Origin of the sequence: Umboniibacter marinipuniceus, from assembly GCF_003688415.1 — a bacterium.
Lineage (GTDB): Bacteria > Pseudomonadota > Gammaproteobacteria > Pseudomonadales > DSM-25080 > Umboniibacter > Umboniibacter marinipuniceus.
Genome location: NZ_REFJ01000004.1, coordinates 240,923 through 261,745, shown reverse-complemented (window position 1 = coordinate 261,745; position 20,823 = coordinate 240,923). Strand labels below are relative to the sequence as shown.

At 49.8% G+C, this 20,823-nt stretch carries 15 protein-coding genes; 6 read left to right on the top strand and 9 right to left on the bottom strand.

The window, feature by feature from the left end:
- Nucleotides 1–9: 9 nt before the first annotated feature.
- From DFR27_RS09500 to DFR27_RS09485, 4 genes are all read right to left on the bottom strand, one after another.
- Nucleotides 10–1,305: an NAD(P)/FAD-dependent oxidoreductase gene (locus tag DFR27_RS09500; protein ID WP_121877230.1), complete on the bottom strand. Its 1,296-nt coding sequence runs from the start codon at nucleotides 1,303–1,305 to the stop codon at nucleotides 10–12.
- Between the two features lie 4 nt (nucleotides 1,306–1,309).
- Complete coding sequence (locus DFR27_RS09495; protein WP_121877229.1) at nucleotides 1,310–4,411, bottom strand: efflux RND transporter permease subunit; 3,102 nt, start codon at nucleotides 4,409–4,411, stop codon at nucleotides 1,310–1,312.
- Nucleotides 4,408–5,427 carry an efflux RND transporter periplasmic adaptor subunit gene (locus DFR27_RS09490; protein ID WP_121877228.1) on the bottom strand — a complete coding sequence of 340 codons (1,020 nt, stop codon included), beginning with the start codon at nucleotides 5,425–5,427 and terminating at the stop codon, nucleotides 4,408–4,410. The genes DFR27_RS09495 and DFR27_RS09490 overlap by 4 nt, the downstream gene beginning before the upstream one ends.
- Before the next feature lie 84 nt (nucleotides 5,428–5,511).
- Nucleotides 5,512–6,021, bottom strand: coding sequence for a DUF1643 domain-containing protein (locus DFR27_RS09485; protein ID WP_121877227.1), 510 nt, complete (start codon nucleotides 6,019–6,021; stop codon nucleotides 5,512–5,514).
- A gap of 134 nt (nucleotides 6,022–6,155) precedes the next feature.
- On the opposite strand from DFR27_RS09485, the gene DFR27_RS09480 reads away from it, so the two are divergent.
- Nucleotides 6,156–8,381, top strand: a complete 2,226-nt coding sequence (locus DFR27_RS09480; protein ID WP_121877226.1) for a RelA/SpoT family protein — start codon at nucleotides 6,156–6,158, stop codon at nucleotides 8,379–8,381.
- A 32-nt stretch (nucleotides 8,382–8,413) separates the two neighbouring features.
- On the opposite strand, the gene DFR27_RS09475 is transcribed toward DFR27_RS09480, so the two are convergent.
- The 4 genes from DFR27_RS09475 to DFR27_RS09460 all read right to left on the bottom strand — a co-directional run bounded on the left by DFR27_RS09475 (nucleotide 8,414) and on the right by DFR27_RS09460 (nucleotide 12,804).
- On the bottom strand, nucleotides 8,414–8,959 hold the full coding sequence (locus DFR27_RS09475; protein WP_170150832.1) for a histidine phosphatase family protein: 546 nt from the start codon (nucleotides 8,957–8,959) through the stop codon (nucleotides 8,414–8,416).
- Nucleotides 8,952–10,208: a TetR/AcrR family transcriptional regulator gene (locus DFR27_RS09470; protein ID WP_121877224.1), complete on the bottom strand. Its 1,257-nt coding sequence runs from the start codon at nucleotides 10,206–10,208 to the stop codon at nucleotides 8,952–8,954. The genes DFR27_RS09475 and DFR27_RS09470 overlap by 8 nt, the downstream gene beginning before the upstream one ends.
- A gap of 3 nt (nucleotides 10,209–10,211) precedes the next feature.
- A complete protein-coding gene (locus tag DFR27_RS09465; protein WP_121877223.1) occupies nucleotides 10,212–11,627 on the bottom strand; it encodes an aldehyde dehydrogenase family protein in 1,416 nt (471 codons plus the stop codon).
- A gap of 88 nt (nucleotides 11,628–11,715) precedes the next feature.
- A complete protein-coding gene (locus tag DFR27_RS09460; RefSeq protein WP_121877222.1) occupies nucleotides 11,716–12,804 on the bottom strand; it encodes a methyltransferase in 1,089 nt (362 codons plus the stop codon).
- Between the two features lie 359 nt (nucleotides 12,805–13,163).
- Between DFR27_RS09460 and DFR27_RS09455 the strand changes: the two genes are divergently transcribed.
- From DFR27_RS09455 to DFR27_RS09435, 5 genes are all read left to right on the top strand, one after another.
- On the top strand, nucleotides 13,164–15,761 hold the full coding sequence (locus DFR27_RS09455; RefSeq protein ID WP_121877221.1) for a TonB-dependent receptor plug domain-containing protein: 2,598 nt from the start codon (nucleotides 13,164–13,166) through the stop codon (nucleotides 15,759–15,761).
- Between the two features lie 62 nt (nucleotides 15,762–15,823).
- Nucleotides 15,824–16,762 carry a class I SAM-dependent methyltransferase gene (locus DFR27_RS09450; RefSeq protein WP_121877220.1) on the top strand — a complete coding sequence of 313 codons (939 nt, stop codon included), beginning with the start codon at nucleotides 15,824–15,826 and terminating at the stop codon, nucleotides 16,760–16,762.
- Nucleotides 16,763–16,785: 23 nt separating this feature from the next.
- Entirely contained in the window at nucleotides 16,786–17,403 is a 618-nt protein-coding gene (locus DFR27_RS09445) for a hypothetical protein (protein ID WP_147434529.1), read from the top strand.
- 3 nt (nucleotides 17,404–17,406) lie between these two features.
- The gene (locus tag DFR27_RS09440; RefSeq protein WP_121877218.1) at nucleotides 17,407–19,353 is read left to right on the top strand and encodes an alpha/beta hydrolase family protein; all 1,947 of its coding nucleotides are present in this window, start codon (nucleotides 17,407–17,409) and stop codon (nucleotides 19,351–19,353) included.
- A 47-nt stretch (nucleotides 19,354–19,400) separates the two neighbouring features.
- Entirely contained in the window at nucleotides 19,401–19,988 is a 588-nt protein-coding gene (locus DFR27_RS09435) for a YhgN family NAAT transporter (RefSeq protein ID WP_121877217.1), read from the top strand.
- Between the two features lie 20 nt (nucleotides 19,989–20,008).
- On the opposite strand, the gene cysZ is transcribed toward DFR27_RS09435, so the two are convergent.
- Entirely contained in the window at nucleotides 20,009–20,821 is an 813-nt protein-coding gene (gene cysZ / locus DFR27_RS09430; RefSeq protein ID WP_121877216.1) for a sulfate transporter CysZ, read from the bottom strand.
- Nucleotides 20,822–20,823: the final 2 nt, after the last annotated feature.

Below are 20,823 nucleotides of genomic sequence, written 5' to 3'. Positions count from 1 at the left end.
GCTAGCAGTTTAGAATCCCAGCTTATCTCTCAGCCCGTACCAAGCGGCTCCCATGGCTGACATGGGAATCGCGAAATTTCGCCCACCTGGGAAGCTAAACTGCGGTAAGTTTGCAAAGGCGTCAAAGCGTTTGGCTTGGCCATTGATCGCCTCGGCAACGAGCTTACCAGCTAAGTGAGTACAGGTTACGCCATGACCACTGTACCCCTGAAGATAGTATACAGAATTGCCGAAACGGCCGAACTGAGGCATGCGTGAATAGGTAAGCAGGAAGTTACCGGTCCAAGCGTAGTCAAGCTTAATTCCTTTCAGCTGCGGAAAGGTCTTTTCTAAATTTGGGCGAAGTAATCTCTCGATGTTATCCGGGTCGCGCGCGCCATACACCACACCACCACCAAAAAGCAGACGGTTGTCACCGGTGAGACGGTAGTAATCGAGTAGGTAGTTGCAGTCTTCTACGCATACATCAGTGGGAAGTAGAGACCGCGCTAGTTCAGGATCGAGCTGTTCGGTAGTGACCACTTGCGTGCCACAGGGGATTGCCTTTGTAGTAAGCTTAGGTTCTAGATTGCCTAAATAAGCATTTCCAGCCAGGACCATAAACTTAGCTTTGACTGAGCCAAGTTTGGTATAGGCAACTGGCGAATCACCTTTATCGATGCGCTCTACGGGCGACATTTCGAAGATCTGTCCACCCAAGCGAATGAGCGCGTCGGCTTCACCAAGCGCTAAGTTGAGCGGGTGAATGTGTCCGCTGCGATTATCTAACAACCCACCTACGTAAAGGTCAGTGTCAACGTGTTCGCGTATGGCGGCCGAATCAAGCAATTGTAGCTGGTTGTTTCCGAGTGCTTCCCACGCTTTCTTTGTGTGTGCTAAACCTTTTAATTGCTTGTGAGTCTTCGCGGCAAAAATTCCGCCCTGCTTGAGGTCGCATTTGATGTTGTAGGTGTTGATGCGCTCACGAATGATGTCGCCACCTTCAAAAATCATTTCGCAAAGTGGCTCGGCTAACTCTTTCTTGTACTTGGCACGGAGGGTATCTACATCTCGGCTGTAGCTATTCACAATCTGGCCGCCATTGCGCCCGCTTGCGCCGAACCCAATTCGCGACGCTTCTAGCACAATGACCGAAAAGCCCAGTTCGGCAAGATGTAGCGCGGAGGATAAACCCGAGTATCCGCCTCCCACCACGACCACATCAGCCTGTAGGTGCCCATCGAGTTGTGGGTAGGGTGTTTTACTGTTAGCCGAGGCGGCATAGTAGGAGTCTACGTGTCCCTGATTTTGATGATTTATACTCATGAATTTAACTCCTCGGACCTTTGCTAAGTTCGCTTTGTAGCGCCTGCGCCTCATTGGAGCGAGATTTTGCCAACGGCGCAATATAGCTGTAGAAAATGGGGGTGACATAGAGTGTAAATACTGCGGCCATGGCTAGGCCACCGAACACTACCCAGCCAATAGCGTTTCGAGCTTCAGCGCCAGCACCGGTGGAGAGTATCAGCGGTAAGGCTCCCAAAATGGTCGACAGTAAGGTCATCATAATGGGACGTAATCGCACTGCAGCCGCTTCACGGACAGCCTCGGCCACGGCATAACCCCGATCACGGAGTTGATCGGCAAACTCAACAATGAGAATCGCATTTTTGGCGATAAGGCCGATTAGCATGACGAGTCCAATCTGTGAGTAGATGTTAAAACTGGTGTTAGTGAGGTATAGCGATAGCACTGCCGCGGCAATACCGAAAGGTACCGTCAACATCACTACCACCGCGCTATTCACGCTTTCAAACTGCGCTGCTAGCACAAGAAAAACCACCAGGAGGGCAAGCGCATAGGTTAAGGCCACTTCATTACTCGTCTCTTCTAACGTTGCCGCCTCACCTAGGAATACTAAGCCGTATTCCGAAGGTAGCACACTGGCTGCAGTATCCGAGACGATATCCATCATCTGTTGCATCGTTAGCTCATCAAGTCCAAGCCGAACTCGGATGCCACGGCGTTGAGCATGACGCTCAAGTTCAGCCGCAACACCCTCTTCAACAAAGGTTGTGAGCGAACTCATCGGAATCATGGCTCCGGTATTGCTGGCAACATATAAGTTGTTGAGGTCAGAGGGACTATTCACCGCAGATCGGCTTGAGCGCAGTATGATAGGGATAGACTGATCGCCCACGTTTAAATCCACCACATCGTCACCGTTGACGGCCACACGGAGGGTGGTAGCAATGGCAGTGAGTGGCACACCTAAACTTGATGCTCTTTGACGGTCTATCTTAAGGCGCACTTGCGGCTGCGTTGCCTGATACTCAATGCGAATATCCGACAAGTTAGGGAGTTGTTCCTCTAGCGCGTCAACAAGTAATCGGGTTTGTTCATAAATACTTGGGTGATCTTCGCCGGTAATAGCAAATTCCAAACCACCACCCTGGCCACGCAAGTTCAAACTATTTGAACTCCAGACCCTCGCCGGCGCACCGGGAATGCTTCCTAGGGGGCCGCTCAGTTCAGCAATCAATTCCTGCTGGCTGTAATCGCGCTCGCCCCAAGGTTTGAGTGGTGCAGTAATGAGTACTCGGTTGGGGTCCCATTGCCCAACAACGGTAAATAGGGAATCAATTTGGCCATTGTCTACATAGGGCTGCAAGATAGCTTCCATCTGCTCGGCTTGCCGATTCATAAAGTTGAGGCCAACTCCATCGGGGCCGGTTGCGAAGGCTCGAATAACACCCCGATCTTCCACGGGCAGTAGCTCATTATCGATAGTAAAGTACGAAGAGGCCGCAGCACCCGCTGCCACGATGGAGAGTAATAGTACTTTGAAACGGTGCCGCAGGCAGGTATCCAGCGATCGGCTGTAGAAATTCTTTAGCGTAGCGCCAAGCTGCTCCCTCTTGGTGGGGGCCCCGTCGTTGGTGGCGGTACGCAGCGGTAACTTGGCGGCAAATGCCGGAACCAGTGTTAGGGCAACGATACTTGAAATGATTACTGCGCACGCCAGAACCGCGCCGAACTCTCTAAAGAGTCGGCCCGCCGTGGATGGCATAAAGGCAATAGGCAGGAACACCGACGCTAGCACTGCGGTGGTTGCCACCACGGCGAAGAATACCTCTCGGCTGCCAAATACGGCGGCCGCTCTTCGTCCCTGACCAAGGGCTCGATGACGCTGGATATTTTCAACCACGACAATGGCATCATCCACAATCAGACCGGTAGCCAGCACCAACGCCAATAAGGTTAAGATATTGATAGAGAAGCCTAACAGCCAAATGATTGCTACCGAGCCCACTAGGGCAACGGGGATGGATAAGGCGGGAACAATCGTGGTGCGAAATGAGCCAATAAATAGCCAAAGTGTGAACACTACCATCACCACCGTAAGTAGTAGCGTGCTGACCACTTCGCTAACGGACTGTCGGATAAATAATGCCTCATCGGAGGTTACACGGATCTCTAAGTCTGGGTATTGCTGATCTAAGGCTTCAGCGAGCGCTAACACTTTGTCCGAAATATTGATGGTGTTAGAGCGAGCTTGGCGAATCACCCCCACACCAATCACTGCTTTGCCGTCTAAGCGAACTATGCTCTCCGCGTCCGCTGGGCCGAAATACACATTGGCAACATCGCCAATTCGGGTTGCGTCGCGGATGACAATTTCTTCAACGAGTTTGGCATCATCCGCGGTAGCATCGGCGCGGATAATCAATTGTTGGTCGAGGGAGCGGAAGCTGCCAGCAGGTATGTCAAAGGGCGCGCCGCGAAGTGCGCTCCTTACGTCAAGAATGGATATCCCGAAGGATGACAGTCTCAGCGGGTCAATTGAAACGATGAGTACCTGCTCACTATCGCCACGCAATTGAACGTCGGCAACACCATCGATGCTGATTAAGCGTGGAGCGATGTCCGTTTCTACTCGCCGAGTTAATGCTTCGCGGCTCAAGCTGTCACTCGCGACAGCTAAGTTGACAACAGGATCCGCGTCACTATCGGCCTTAATGACCGAGACATTCTCTACGGCATCGGGTAACTGGCGTCGTGCTCGGCTGACCGCTTCACGCACCTCACTTGCCGCAGCGTCCAGATTAACGGTGGGCTGAAATTCAATAACAATGCGAGTGGTATTTTCTTCACTTTGTGAGCGAATATTCTTTACGCCACTGACACGGGTGGCAGCCGCTTCTAAGTGGCTAGTGACCTCGGCGTCAACAGTTTCGGGCGAGGCCCCAGGCAGCACGGCTCGCACCGTAACGACGGGGCGATCGATGTCAGGTAACTCACGAACTTCTACGCCAAATAACGCGGCAAAACCGGCCACCATAATAAGCAGGTTCAAGACCGTCACCAGCACAGGTCGGCGGACAGAGAGTGAAGCGATATCGTTAGTTCGTTGATGGTTTAAATCTGTCATGGCTGTTCCACCACGGTAATAACTTGGTTAGATCTTAAGCGCTGAACGCCCTCGACAATAAGTTGTTCACCCGGCAGCAAATCGCCCTCCACAAGGATGATTCCCGTTTGGCGCTGGACCACTTCAACGTTACGTCGTTGTGCTCTACTTTCATTGTCCAAAGTCCACAGGTAGGCACCACTAGCCCCCCAGAGCAGTGCCGCTTCAGGTATGCTGGCGTAGCGCTGGCCTTGCGTTAAATGATCGGCTTTGAGACTCATTCCCGGGCGCAGTAGGCCGTTAACATTGTCAATGGCTAAGCGAATCTTAAGTGTGCGCGTTACGGGATCGACCCGGGAGTCTAAATCGGTGACGGTACCAACAATTGAGGTAGTTTGATCCCCCCAGGTTGTTAGATTGAAGGTTTGTCCCTTACTCAGTGTAGTGGTTAGTGCCTCGGGAACGCGTATTAGAACGAATAGATGATCGAGGTCATCAAGCGTGGTAATGACCGTGCTAGGCGTGATGCGATCACCCACGCGTACATCACTTAGGCCTGCTATACCCGTAATTGGCGCGATCACAGTATGTTCATCAAGTTCTACTTGAGCTTGAGCTAAGCGGTTGGCGGCGAGATCGCGCGTCAAAGTGGCGGCATCGAGCTCCTGTTGGGAGGCAGCCGCCTGAGAATGGATAGTCTTCAAGCGGTCTAAGCGTCGTTGGGCGTCGCGGAGATTAATCTCCGCTAACTCAAGCGCCACCTGTTCACGCCGATTGTTGAGCTGAAGTAACGGCGCGCCCGCTTCAATCGCATCGCCAGCTTGGAAGTAAACGTTGGTCACTACGTCTCCCACAGCGGGAAAGATCTCTACAGAGCTTGCCGACTCAATGGTGCCAGTTAATTCTAGGCGCTCCGTTTTTGCCACAAATACAATAGGCTGGACTATTGCGGTGGCCGGTCTCTGTGCTATTACTTTGGTAGACAACAGCGACACGCTGAGCACGATGATGAGAGCAATACTAAAAGTTGAGCGCATGATTGATTGTATTCGCCTGCGGTTAAGAAAAAATAAGTTAGTTAGAGACGTATTTTAACTGAAGTTTGTGTTCTTGGTAGGCATTTACGCTCGCTTTTGTAAGCTTGGTTCAGTTTGGCGGAAATAGATGGCTTGGCGAAGTGGTTTGATGGTGGTAGTTGCGGCGGTGAGAAGAGGGTGACTAGGTTGGCCGCTCACGTTAATATCTAAGCAGGAAAGGTTATGCAGCGATCGAACGGCCCAGTCAGCGCGATGACCAAGTTGTCCATGTGTTCCCCACGCTGCAACACTTACGTCGGCGTCGAAATGCAGGCTCTCTAGCCAATTGTTGTTATTGTCACCAATTGGGGCTGGATGACGTTGAAGCATGAGTGGGCTGGTACATCGGTAAGCAAATAAATTGGCTACCGAGATCGCCCCAAATCCCCAGCGCTTAGCGAGCTGAACATAGCGTTTAATCACAGCTTCATGACCTGGGTCAGCAGGACTTGGGTTTAGGCCGATGAAATTTAGCAGCGGCAGTTGGGGCTCCCAGGACCGCCAGTGAGCAAATCGATATTGCCCGCAGCGAGAAAAGACACTGTGATTACTCATATTCTACTGTTTATCCCTCGGTAAAAAGTGAGCATAGTTCATAACTATTGGATTGTACAAATTTGGAGTTAGTGCTCGCAAACCAGCGAGTCATTGTTAATATTAAGTTGGTGTTTGAAAGGTAGGTTTTTGTAATGGTGCAGGTTCGCCCAACATTGATTCGTTCCGATTCGGGCAATATCGATGTAGATCAATGGCTAGATTATATGAAGGACAGTGTGCATCTGCCGGTAGAGCGCATTGAAACGGCCATTGTTATGCTGCGCCAAACACCCATGCCTAGTGAGTGGCAAGTCAATTTGAATTGCCTCGATATCGGCGTAGAGATGGCTCAGATTTTAATAGAGCTGGAGCTCGACGAGGCTTCCGTGGCGGCAGCGCTAATCTATCGAGCGGTTCGCGAGGAGTTTATTGCGCTGAACGAGGTCACGGAGCGTCTTGGTAAAGATGTGGCCGAATTGGTCTCCGGTACCTTAATGATGGCCGCGATTTCTCGTTCGAGGGGTCAAACTTCGGATAGCGATGCCGCCGCTCATCTCAATCAAAAAGATAATGTTCGAAAAATGCTGGTGGCGCTCACCGATGATGTGCGGGTGGCGTTGATCAAGCTGGCGGAACGAACCTGCGCTATTCGAGCAGTAAAGAATCATGTTGAGCGTCGACGTCAAATAGCCATTGAGGTCTCTGAGATCTATGCGCCGTTGGCGCACCGTTTAGGGATTGGTCACATCAAGTGGGAGTTGGAAGATTTAAGCTTTCGCTATCTTAAGCCGGATGAATACGCTTCCGTAGCTAAACAGCTTGACGAACGTCGTGTTGATCGAGATCAGTTTATCCAAGCGGCGAAACGGCAGATTGAGGAGGCCTTGCAAGCGGCTGGGGTTAGCAACGCCGAGGTCACTGGGCGAGCAAAGCATATCTATAGTATCTGGCGGAAAATGCAGATCAAGGACTATACATTTGGTCAGTTGTTCGATATCCGAGCGTTTCGTATTTTGGTGGATCAACTCGCTGACTGCTACACGGCATTGGGTGTGATTCACTCACTCTACAATCATATTCCACAGCAATTTGATGACTACATTACTAACCCTAAGGCCAACGGCTATCGCAGTCTCCACACGGCGGTATTCGGCCCGCAAGCGAAAACCATGGAAGTGCAAATCCGTACACGCGCGATGCACAACGAGGCAGAGCTTGGGGTTTGCGCCCATTGGAAGTACAAGGGCACCGATGTAGAAAATACTAAGAGTTCCTATGAAAGTAAGTTGGAGTGGCTTAGGCAAGTATTAGATTGGCATGAAGAAATAGATGACGGTGCCAATAGCGAACTATCGAATGTGGTTAAGGCGGATCGCATCTATGTCTTCTCTAAAGCAGGACATGTTATTGATCTTCCGGTGGGTGCTACAGCTCTCGATTTTGCCTATCGTATTCACTCTGACGTGGGGAATACCTGCAAAGGTGCCAAGGTAGGCGGGAAAATTATCCCGCTGAATCAGGCGTTGAAGACCGGCGATCAAATTGAAATTCTGACCAAGAAAAATGGCCGGCCAAGTAGAGATTGGCTCTCAAGTGATGCAGGCTATATTACCACTTCACGAGCCCGAGCGAAGATCATTCATTGGTTTAAGAACGACGAACGTGATGAAAATGAGGCAATTGGACGGCAGGCACTGGATGCTGAACTGAAGCGTATAGGCAATAGCGATATCAACCTGCGCAAGCTCGCAGGGCTGGTGAACTATAAAGATGAAGCTGGGATGTGCGCCGCAATTGGCGCGGGTGATTTAAAGCTGACCCAAGTGTTAGCCGCGGCGCAGCGAGCTTCGGATAGAGCGCAGAAGCCACTTGATGTGGCAGATATTCGCTCCAAGCTGGCCAATGCGCAACCCACTGTGGCCAACAAAGAAGCGGTATACGTTGGAGGTGAAGGCGGCATGATGAGCTACTTGGCAAGTTGTTGTAGCCCCTTACCGGGCGATAATATTGTTGGCTATGTAACGGTTAGTAGAGGAGTGGGCGTACACCGCGCAGAATGCACCAATGCTCTGCGTCTCAAGGAGACTGAACCGGCTCGAATCATTGCGGTGACTTGGTCGGACAATGCTTCGTCAACCTTCCGTGTAGATATCGAGATTGAGGCGATTGAGCGCGATGGGCTGTTGCGCGACATTACGGCACTCTTGGCAGATGAGAAAGTAGATATTGCGGCGCTTTATTCAACGGATCAGCCTGGCGCCGCAAAGTACATTGCGCTAACGGTTGTGGTGCCAACCTTAGATCATCTTGGTAGAGTCTTAGCCAAGCTGATAGCGCTGCCAGGTATTGTCTCAGCTAAACGAAAGCGCGGAGTCTAGCCAGAGCGTTTGGCCGCCTCTTAACGCTAGTGTTAGACCATGACGCTGCTGTCTAATTCTTTATCGATACTCAGAAAATGTAATTGGCCATCGATGATTTCGAATTCTGCAATTGCGCAGTGATCGGGAAGTGCGTTAACTACGTTTTCGGCACCCGTGGCAGTGGCAATGAGTGCATTAATGACCACGAAGTGGCTGAACGCGAGCGTATCTTTCTCTAGGGAGGTAGCCCAGTTTGTGAGGCTCTCACGCCATACTTTTATCTCTGGTTCAACGCTGTCCCAGGTGGATCGGAGGGTGTTGTCCAGCCAACTTTGACGCTGGCTTGATGGCACCCAGTAGCTCGGGATTTCTCTGATAGCTTGCTCCGTCTGGATGTCGAGTTCAGAAGCGCTCACCCTAGCCGTTTGTATAGCACGCGCCATGGGGCTGCTGACAACCTGTTGATACGCATAATTCGCGAGCACTTTGGCGGCTTCAGCCGCCTGCGCTTGGCCTACTTCTGAGAGGCCCGGGTCAGGATCTTGACTCCATCCGCTCTCGGGGTGGCCATGACGGACTATATAAAGTTTAGGCATTACGTTTAAGGGTTCCGTGAAAGAAGATATCCCATTCATTATCGAGTAGTGAATCAGTCGTGCTATCAAGACTTTTAGGGAAGCGAAGTATTCGCTGTTTCATGGCAAAGCAGCAATGGGCAATTACCGAAGAGGCGCTGGTTCTAATGGACCCGTCATGAACACCCGATATCACGAACTCCATGAACCTAGAGCGGATGTAGTCAACTTCTTGGATTGTGTCGATAACGTCTTCTGCTGCTAACTTTCGGATGAGGCGATACAGCGGCAGCTGAATACCCCTATGTTGTACTGCCATTGCGTCTAGCTGGATAAGTAGCTTGATCGCGTCGAGGCCATCTTTAGCGTGCTGGGTCACTTCCTGATAGAGGTATTTGTCGAAGGCTAGTGCCTGCTTAAAAGAATACTTTAATACCGCATTCTTATCTTTGAAATGGTGATAAAAGGCGCCTTTACTCAGACCGACTTCTGCGCAGACCCTATCAATGGAGGCGGCTTCGAATCCGATTGAATTGAACAAACGTGTTGCAGCGTTACTAATTGCGTCTTTGACTGGAAACTGACCCTCATGTCCGGCGGCACGCCGAATGATCTGTTCGCATAGTTCTAGGTGACGAAGCTCGCTGAGCAATTTGGGTTCAAAGTGCGTAGCAATGCCATTCAGATAAACATCGGCGCTGATTTCAGCGATATGCATAACCTGATCGCTTGAGCGAATGCTTTCGATCCAGATGGTTCCCCAATCGAATATTGCATGGAGAAAATCGGCAGCAGCTTGATGAGAAAACGATCGCAGTGTGCCGCTGAGTCGTCCCTGCTCAAAGCAGTCGTCTAATTGCTGCTGAACTGTGTCGAAACTGCTCTTCACTGCAAGCATTGCGTCTGCGGACAGCAGGTGCTGCTCGTAAACCATGGCAAGAGCAGAGTGTTCTTTGCTATGGACAGCGTGCCAAGTGTTGAAGTGAAAGCTAAAAAAATTATTTATGATCACTTCATAGCGCGAGGACGTTTTTCGAATATCCATCAGCGCCTTCGCATAGTGGGCTAGCGATTGACAGTAACAATCCCGGAGAAGGCATTCTTTGGAGTCAAAATAGTAGTAGATATTGCTGCTACGCATCCCCATCGAACCAGCAAGCTTTGTAATGGAGAGGCCTTCGTAGCCAGCGGTATTAAATTCAGCGGCAGCGTGATCTAAAATCTGCTGTCGCCGAATTGCCTGTTTTGCGGTGACTTTGGCAGTTGCCATTCACTACCTACCTAGAAACCGCAAAGTTAGTTGCAGAATCTTTTTGACTCGAGGTGTATACGGAGCGAACAGCTGTTTACTCAGTGATAGATGATCTCGCACCACACCACGTTCGTTACTGAACGCTAAAAAGCCGTAGTGGCCGTGTGACTTGCCTATACCGCTATTATTCACGCCGCCCACGGGAAGGTTGGAGTGAATAAAATGAAGAAGGCAAGTGTTGATGCAGGTGCCGCCTGCCGTACTGTTGTTAATAACGTGGTCAATGATTTGTTGATTCTGCGCAAAGATATAAAGTGCGAGAGGCTTCGGCTGTTGACTGATGATATCTAACGCCTCATCGATCTCATCGTAGAAGCGAATAGGTAGTAACGGGCCAAAAATCTCCTCTTGCATAATCTTGGCGTTGATCTCAGGTTCAACAACGAGGGTGGGCGAAATGAAGCAATCCTCGGCATCGCAATGCCCGCCCAATACCTGTTCAGCTTTTGTTTTGGCATCCACCAGTAGTGATTGAACACGGTCAAAATGTCGGGGATTTACAATTCGTGCCAAATCTTCGGACTGCTGCTGTGTTGTTACGTCGCGCCCGTAAACACTTGCGATGCGCTCGTAGAGCTCATTGCTAAATTGCGCTTCGTGGCTGCGATGGACGAGTAGGTAGTCTGGTGCAATACAGGTTTGGCCGTTGTTGGTGAACTTCGCCCAAACCAGCTTCTCAATGCAATCGTCCAGCTTTGCGCTGGCATCAATGATAACTGGCGATTTTCCACCTAATTCAAGCGTCACCGAGCTTAAGTTCTTGGCGGCAGCTGCCATAACTATTTTCCCAACGTTAGGTGAGCCGGTAAAGAAAATGTGGTCAAAGGGCAGTTCAAGTAGCCGGGTGGTGGTTTCCACTTCACCATCAATCACAGCCACTTCGTTGGTCTCAAAGACATCTTCAACTATTTCTCGAATGACCGCGCTGAGTGCTGGCGTAAATTCGGAGGGCTTGATGATGGCGCTGCAACCGGCTGCCACGGCACTAATAACTGGGCCTAAGCTGAGGAAGACAGGGTAGTTCCAGGGCGCGATGACCAAGCTTGTACCTTTGGGTTCGTAAACTATTTTGCCACTGGCACCAAAGAGGGTTATGGGGGTGCTAACGCGCTTGGGCTTCATCCAACGCTGTAGGTGCTTGGAGGTGTTTGCTAGTTCACTGAGTAGCGGCATAATTTCCGCAATGTCCACCTCGGCTTCGGGCTTGCCGAAGTCCTCAGCGCCCGCTTTGACGATGTTTTTACGAAAGCGCAAAATGGCCCGTTTCAAGCGCTGAAGCATAGCGATCCTATCCTGAGCACTTCTTGCTTTAAGGGCTGGTAGATTGTCCTTTTGTTGCTGAAAGATCGCTTCTATATTGCTTGTGTTTGTTGGCATTGTTAGCCTCTATTAGCAGGTGTTTTATAAATCAGTGTTATGTGAATTGGCCTTCAAATCAATACCTGAGGCCCAAGTCCCAATGAATTCAATCCATTCTGTATGCTTGGATAAGGATGTTGCGTGGCGTGATGGTAGGTGAACAGAATTCAATCAGTTCAGCCCGAAAGCCATTTTCTTCCAGAAACATTACGTTGTCTAAGCAGAGACGGATTTCCAGTGCTCTTCGAAACAGTTCGCACTGAGCTTCGTAGGCAACCTCTCGTTCAAGCCGGGATTTTGCACTGTTTAGGAGCTTCGCTTCGGCGGTCACCTCTTTGTTTGCCAGTTGCGGTACCCGTTGCGAAGCGCCCCACTGACAAAAAGCAGCGAACCCTTTATTTATGATGGCTGACGAGACACTAGGGAGTGGGGTGTAATGGGTTACCTTGAGCTCCCGCTTGACCCATTCATCAAAACCTAATCTATACAGCCTTAGCTGCTCTCTTGCTTGGAGTTCGCGGTTCGCTGCGGTGACCGACTGCCGGACTGCTAACTGGATATTTCGCTCGGTCAGCTTTAGTTCGGAGCGCCTCGCGGGACGGGATAGCATCTTTAAGCCTTGGTGGAAGCGTTTATGATAGCAACAGGGGGCTAGGTGAAGATCGCTGCCGCGCGTCTTGACGGTAGCCTCTACCATCGCCGTATGTAAGGACCCGCATGCGTGCAGCGCTACGAAGGACTGTCCGGGGTGTAAGTAGCGCTCTGGATCCGCTAGGACATCACACTGGTGGAATATTGCCGACTTTGCTTGGTGAGTCATAGCCTTGGCGACCAGCGCAGGATCAATTTCCAAACCGACCACCGATTGCTCGCTACTTGCAAGATGCCGGGAGAGATGGCCTATGCCGCAACACCAGTCTACCACGCTGCTGGCGTTGGAGCTGAAGCGGGCTTTGAATTGCTCTATCTGCTGCCACTTTCGCAGTTTCATGCCGGCGGGTGGTTCTGATTTCTTTATCGAAGCTGGCGAGCGAGGGAGCGTTGTTGCCGGCGCCAATTCCCTGTAAATAGTTTGCAGGCTTGCCTGATCTAGCCAGTGTTTATCGGAATGGCCAAAGGTAGGCTGCCACGCTGACCAATATTGGACCAGTAGCTGATCGAGTTGTTCAAATCGTTGGGTTGGGTTGAAATTCACGCTCGTCTCCAGCGGTCTTTAAAGGGGTTGAAATGCCATTCACTGCTAGTTTTATACCTTTTATCGAAAATATGACCAATTTCGAATCATAAAAATGGCGATGCCCGCGGACTGATCAATGATGTGAATTGCTACAGCATCCATTGTATGTACAACCAATGCTGCAGTTTAGACGATCACAAAGCAAACGCCGAGGGTGATTTCAGCTGTGGATACTGTAGTTTCGCAGTATGCATCTACGAAATTACTAGGGTGTTTACGGGGTTATACGTAAAAAAAAGGTTTTTTTTGTTATTAGTTTCGGTTACATTTGTGGGTGGAAGCAGTAATAACAATTAATACCATTTGGGGGATATTTAATGAAAACTGCACCTTTATCAAATGCTATTCGCGCGGCGATTAGTGCATCAGTCTTGGCTGGTGTTGCTCTTCCTGCGTTTGCACAGGAAGCCGAAGACGGCGCACAGGTTGAAGAAATCTTCGTAACCGGTTCGCGTATTCAGCGTTCAACTAACACTGACTCTCAGGAAATCATCACTATCAGTGCTGATGACATGAAGATCTCTGGTGACATCTCAGTTGCTGATGCACTACGTTCTTCTACTTTGAACTCTTTGGGTTCTTTCCGTGAGTCTTCAGGTAGCTCAGCTCAGTCAAACGCGACTGTTGACCTTCGTGGTGCTGGTGCTGGCCGGACGCTTGTTCTTTTGAACGGTCGTCGTACAGTAGGTTCTCCATCACTAGGTGGTGGCGGTACCGTCAACTTGAACATGATTCCTTTCTCTGCAGTTGACCGTCTAGAAATTATCGCTGACGGCGCGTCTGCGGTATACGGTTCTGACGCGGTTGCTGGTGTTGTAAACGTTATTCTTAAGTCTGGTTACGAAGGAATGAAGTTCAACGCTCGCTACGGTGATCGTTCTGAAGATGACGGCGTTGAGAAGAGCTTCTCTTTCTTGACTGGTGCTAAAGGCGATCGTGGTTCTGTAACGTTCGGTCTTGAGTACGACAGCCGTGATCCTGTATTCGACAAAGATCGTGACTACACTGCAGCACGTTACTCTGACCTTGACGGTGATGGTTACATCATGGGTTACGGCGAGACAGCTGGTGTATCATTCTACGGTTACACGCTACTAAACCCTAACTACAATGGTCAGCCTTTTGACCCTATGGATCGTGATACTTGGGAAGTAACTCCAGGTAACAACTGTGTTGATGACGGTTCATTCGTTGGTGAAATGCAGGCTGACCTAGTATTCGGTCCAGACACAGGTTTCTACTGTGGTTACGCTTACGCTAACGTATCAGCAAACCGCGCTGGTTCTGAGCGTGTTAACGCATGGGTAAGCTCTACGTTCGAACTAACTGACGAAATCGAGTTGTTCGCTGACGCGGTTATTGCTCAGAACGAATCTTTCGGTCGTTACGCTCCGCCAGCAGCACCAGGTGCGGCGCTAGCTTCTGATCCTAAGAACCCGTATGGTCAGCCAGTAAACGGTTACTTCCGTTGGGTTGACATCGGTACTCGTGACAACACAGTTAACGACAACTTGACTGACGTCAACTTAGGTCTTCGTGGTGACATCAACGATTCACTATCTTACGAAGCTTACTACACCTACTCAGACTACAAGTCAGTATCTATCGGTACTTACTACTTGAGCTACGGTGGTTTCGAGTACAACATCAACTACAACATCACTGATTACGATCAGTACGTTGCTAACCTTAAGTCGACTACTATCAATGACGACCGCATGAACCTTCAGAAGGTTTTCTACGGTCTTCAGTGGGATATGTTCGATATGGCTGGCGGCATGGCGTCTTCTTACTTCGCAATCGAAGGTTTCGAAGTTAAGTACGCAGCAATCGTTGATGGTCAGTCTGAAGCTGGTCTAGTTGGTGGTTCTGCAGGTAACTCTGCGGAAGGTTCACGTAACGTTGGCGCAATCTCTGCGGAAGCAATCTTCCCAGTCACTGATTGGTTAGATATTGATGCAGCTGTTCGTTACGATGACTACTCTGACTTCGGTAGCGCAGTATCTCCTCGTTTGGGTGCAACATTCACTATGATTCCTGATCTAACCATCAAGGCATCTTACGGTGAAGGTTTCCGTGCTCCAGACTTGTCTGACCTTTACGGCGTAACATCATTCTCTGCTGAAACTGCTACTGACTACTACGGTTGTCAGCTAAACGGTATCTCAGAAGCTGACTGTAACTCACGTCAGTTCGATACTTACATCGGTTCTAACCCTAACCTTGATGCAGAAACGTCTCAGACTTTCTCATTGGGTGCTAACTACAACTTCTTCGACGCGTGGAATGTTGGTGTTAACTACTTCAACCTAACTATCTCTGACTCAATCGAGTACGTTTCTGCTCAGGACATGCTTAATGTTGACTACTACTCGCAAGGTGGTAACTCTGCAGTTGTTCGTTCTGCGAACGGTCGTGTTGAAGAGATCAGCGCTGGCTACCAGAATGCTGTAGGTGACCTAACTCGCGAAGCAGTTGACTTCTCGTTGAGCGGTTTGATCGAAACTAGCTTCGGTATGTTCGAGCTACGTGGTAACTCATCTTACTACCTAACTTACGAATACGAGCAGGACTTTGGTCAGGGTAACGTTGCGAACGCAGCGGGCGACCTAGGTTTCCCAGAGTGGCGCTCAAACGGTTTCGTTCAGTGGTCTATGGGTAACGTATTTGCATCTTGGAACGTTGATTACATCGGCGAGTCTAAAGACGCAATCAACGGTACTGAGTACGATGCATGGATGGTACACAACGCTTCTGTTGGTTACTCTTTCACTGACTACGGTACAGTTAAAGTAGGTGCTAACAACATCCTTAACGAAGATCCGTTGCTAGACCAATTCGGCGAGCAAGCTGATGAGTACATGTACGACAACACAGGTCGTGTTATCTTCGTAGAGTACTCAATCGAGCTTTAATACTTGCTAGATTGATATAAAATAAAGCCCGCATTAGCGGGCTTTTTTTTTGGAGAATAATAATGGATGCATGGGGTAACTTTTGGCAGAAGGGTCATAGCACTACTTTCGGTGAGTACTATGCAGATGGTTACACACGAGGATATATCAATAATTGGTGGCGCGAGGTACTAGCTGGAAGTTCATCACCGTTGACGGTACTTGAAGTAGGTTGCGGAAATGCCTCACTACTGCCAGCGCTATTCGAGTCCAGCTTAGAAGGTCACTACGTTGGCGTTGATGCAGCTGAAGTTGCGCTATCAGACGCGGTTAAAAAGCGCGACAACGGAAGTTTCAGTGTGGAGCTTGTTGGCAAGCAGGGTATCGAAGTGGCGCAACTTCCGCGCGAAGAATACGATATCATCGCTTCGGTTTACGGACTTGAATATAGCAACATAGATGAATCTATACCGCGGCTTAGAGCGTTGACGCCGACAGGCAGGGTAGAGCTACTTGTTCACCATAATGGATCAATTATCACTAAAATGTCAGAGAAAGCGTTGGGTGAGTTTGATTTCATCGTTATGGCTATTGTTGTTCAGGCGCTCGTAGATATTGATATTTGCTTAAACGAGTACCAAGGCGATCCATCGCGTCTACCGCAAAGCGCCAAGGCCGTGGCGGCACGTGAAGTCGTTAATGACGAAGTTTCGAAGATTATGAATGTGGAGCCTGAGGCGCGAAACCCAATTCTTGTGGACTTTGTGACTCAGGTGTTACTCTATTTTAAACATATTCGCGACGACGCTAAATCCAGAAAGCAGCGAATTAATTCGATTCTGCCTGACTTTGAAGCCTCAAAGGAGCGTTTCCGTCAAATGGTGGATGTGGCCCAAGATGAAGCGGGCGCCGAAGCAATCTGTGAGCAGTTTAGGCAAGCTGGATTTGCTGAAGTTCACAAACAATCTCTCGAACATGAAGGAGCACCTGTAGCATGGGCAATAACCGCCAAAGCCTTATAGTACCGTTGATGGTAAGCAGCGTTATGGCTTCGTCATTCGCGATGGGGCAGTCAGTTGAAGCATGTCGTCAAGAGCGAAGTGATAGCCTAAGGCTCGCGTGCTATGACGCGTTGTTTGATTCGCCAGCCATAGTCGCTGATGCGGTATCTACCACCTCAGGGATGGCTGCTACGTCTGATCCCGCGAATGCTACTCCAGCTCCTCAGGTGGTGATGCCAGCTAGTTCAACTTCTACACTGGATGACGCGCCGATAGCATCAGCTAGCGAAGTAACGCGCTCTGATGCCGAGGCGGCCTTACTAGCTAGCGAGCCCAGTCCGACTTCAACTTCAGTGTTAACTTCTACTTCTGCTGCCGCAGGAGAGGGGGCTGCTCAGGTGGATACTGAAGTAGCGGCGCGGGCACAGGAAGCTTATGACGAAGTCATTGCCAATGCACAAACACTAGTTGTAACGGATGTTCGCCGCAACTCCCGACGCCAGGTTTTCTTTGCCACCGAGCAGGGGAGAACTTTCCGCAGAGAATCTGGGAGTTATGCATCGTTTAAAGAAGGCGATCAGCTATCTATCGAGAGTGGCATGATGTCATCGATGTTTCTTGTGAATCAAGACGGCTTACGTATCAAAGTAAAGGAATTATAAAAAATGATCAGAACGATTGCTCTATGCCTAGTCTTGGCATTCACTAGTTTTGCTGCACAGGCCGAGTTGCCTGGCAGCTTTAATGCGTTACTCGATGGGCGAGACTTTCGCAACCTCTCCGTTTCACCGTCGGGCGAGTACTTTTCGGTTATTCAAAAGCGTGATGGAAGGAACACACTTATTATTCTGTCGCGAGAGACCATGCAGCCATTGCAGAGTGTGCGGTACGAGGAAAGCGACAATATCGAGGTCTCCTATGGCTATTGGATTGACAATGAACGCTATGCCTACGCGGTACTGACAGAGATTAATGAAGGTCAGCGTCCAGCGGATGTAGGTGACCTTTTCCTGCTTGACGTCTCAACGGGCAATAATGAGCGTATTTGGTATTACCAAGGTAACTACGAAGATAATACCCGTGGTCGAGGAGATCTAATTCGCGGCGGTATGCGGGTCTTGTCAACGCTTCCTGATGACCCAAATAATATCTTGGTTTCTATCATGCCTTGGGAGAAGGCCGATGGTGGCGTTCGACCGTCCATCTATCGTTTAGAATTGGCTACCGGTGATATGAAGAAGATGGTGACAGGGCCTGCTCGTGGTGCAGAATTCTTGACCAATCGCGAGGCGACTAAAGCTTTTAGTTGGGCAGTTACGCCTGACTATGAGACTCGCTATTTTCATCGCGGCAGAAATGAACGCTGGACTGAGATTGACGTTGACTTGCCCGGTGGTTTCTACGCGCAATCGCTCACCAGTGACGGTAACTTTGTATTCGGTCTCTCGCAGGTAGGTGATGATCTGAATGCGTCTCAGCAGCTAGTGAAAATTGCGCTGCAGAGCGGAGCCGTAACGGTTGAAGACGAATATGGATTCGTGTCATCGGTGGATGTTAACTACGATAGAGACGGTTACCCTGAATTTGCCCAGTGGGTTGCTGACAAGCCTGAATTTAAGATGTACCAAGAGACGAAGGCCGCGCGTATCGTGGGCGGGTTTGTTCGAAGCTTTGACGGTTATAACGTCACCCTATCGGGTGCTGACGATAACGCTGAGAACTTTACGCTTCATGTTGGCTCACCGGGTATTAACGGAGAGTACTACGCATGGGAGGCCGAGAAAGGACAAGCACGCTTTTTGGTTGGTTCAGCAGATGCGATAGATCAGCTAGGGCTGAACTCCTTTGAGGCAATCAACTACCAGTCATCGGATGGTATCCAACTTCAGGGTTGGCTACTCATGCCGCGAAGTGGGCAACCTAAGGGTTTGGTTAACTATATTCATGGTGGCCCTCACGGACCCTATATCCCCTATGAGTTTGACGGGCGGATGCAAATGATGGCGGAGCTTGGCTACGCGGTATTTGCCCCGAATTTCCGTGGATCAGGTGGTTATGGCCTCAACTTCGAAGAGGCGGGTTATCGTCAATGGGGCACTCGTATGCTTGATGATATGCGCGAAGGTGCTGAGTATGTTCAAGCTAACTACGAAGTGGGTGAGAAGATCTACATAATGGGCATCAGTTACGGGGGCTATGCCTCAGCTCAGAGTATCGTTCGTCATAATGACTACTACGATTGTAGTGTGATCATCGCAGGGGTTTTTGATTTAGCTCAGCAGCTGGACACGTGGGATGCCGGCTCAGGTTTTAATACCGGAGGCTACGAGAACAAGGCAATTGGTTCAGATCCAGAATTCCTTCGTGTTAACTCACCAATCCACAATCTTGATCGCATCAAGGTTCCCTTTATGATTGTGCACGGCCGAGAGGATACGCGGACACCAATGGTGGGAGCAGAAACGATGATTGAAGCGCTTGAGACTACTGACCTTGATTATGAATATTACTTCTATGACAAAGAAGGTCATGGGCTATATTTTAAGGAGAACCGCTTGGATCAGTACGAGAAGATACAATCATTCCTTCAGCGCTGTGATGCCTTAGACTAGCCGCTAGAATTGACGAGTGTATTGGACATAAACAAAGGACGCTTAAAATGGATTGGCTAACCGCCTTTTTAACACTATTGCTGGTAATGGATCCGCTTGGAAATATCCCTGTATTCTTGGCGGTGCTTCGTGATGTGGATGAGAAGCGACGTAAGCGGGTGCTTATCCGCGAGCTTCTCATTGCGCTTGGGATTCTTTTGTTTTTCCTCTTCTTTGGTAAAGTTGTACTGGATGCGCTGGGCTTGCAAACCGAGACCATCTCAATCGGTGGCGCCATTGTGCTATTCATTATTGCTATCCGGATGATTTTTCCGCCGGCTGAAGGCGGAATTATGGGGGAGCATGCCTCCGGCGAACCATTCATTGTGCCTTTAGCCATCCCACTGGTTGCGGGGCCTTCAGCCTTGGCATTCTTGATGCTATTGGTGGGTCAAAATCCGGATATGATGATGGAGTGGACTGGGGCGCTGCTTGCTGCATGGGGCGTGTCAGCGGTGATCTTGTTCTTCTCAACTAAGTTCTATCAGTTGTTGGGCGATCGTGGCTTGGTTGCGGTAGAGCGTTTAATGGGGATGATTCTAGTGATGATCTCCGTCCAGATGGCGCTCGACGGTTTAACGCATGTACTCCATTAGCAGGTACCCCTAGCTGATTCCTAGCTAGGGGTGTTTTGGTCGCGAATAGCCTTGTCGTTGGTCGTATCTTTGGCCTTAAAATGCGGGTCTTGGTGTTTTTCTACCCAGTAGACAACGCCTCCAATCACCGCGGCTGGCATCACAAACCAATTAATAATGGGTATCATCGAGGCGCCAGCAATGGTGGCGCCGAAACCGTAGCTCTGTGGGCGGGTCTGACGCAGCTTGTTAAGCGTTTCATTGAAGTTGATTTGGTGGTTATCAAAACAATAGTCCGAATATTGAATGCACAACGACCAAGCGGCCCATGCGAAAGCTAGGAATGGGGCCGCTAAGCCTACGACCGGTATGAAACCGAGTAGGAAGCAACCTAACAATACGCCTATCGCGCGGGGAATGAAGTAGCCGAGTTTGCGAAATTCACGTCCAAGTGTGCGCCAAACCATGGCGGAGATCTTCTCTGGTGGGGGTTTTCTACCCGACAACAACTCTTCCGCTTTTTCAGCCAGTAAGCCGTTAAACGGCGCCGCAATCAGCCCGGCAACGAAGTTGAAGGTATAGGCGCTACCAACCAAGATTCCCAGTGTAGCAAGAATTGCCACTAACCAGCCTACCAGTGCGCGGAGCCAATCCCAGTCAGGAAGATAGGTATCAACCAGCCACTGATTCCATTCGCTAAGATGGCTAAAGACATAGATGTTCAGCGCAATAAACAACACCGCGTTGATGCTGATAGGAATCACCACAAAAGGGCGAATTCGTTTATCTAGTAGCAAGCGTAAGCCTTTAGCAACATAGGTGAAAGAAGAGATAGGCAGTTGCGGTGGAGCCATGG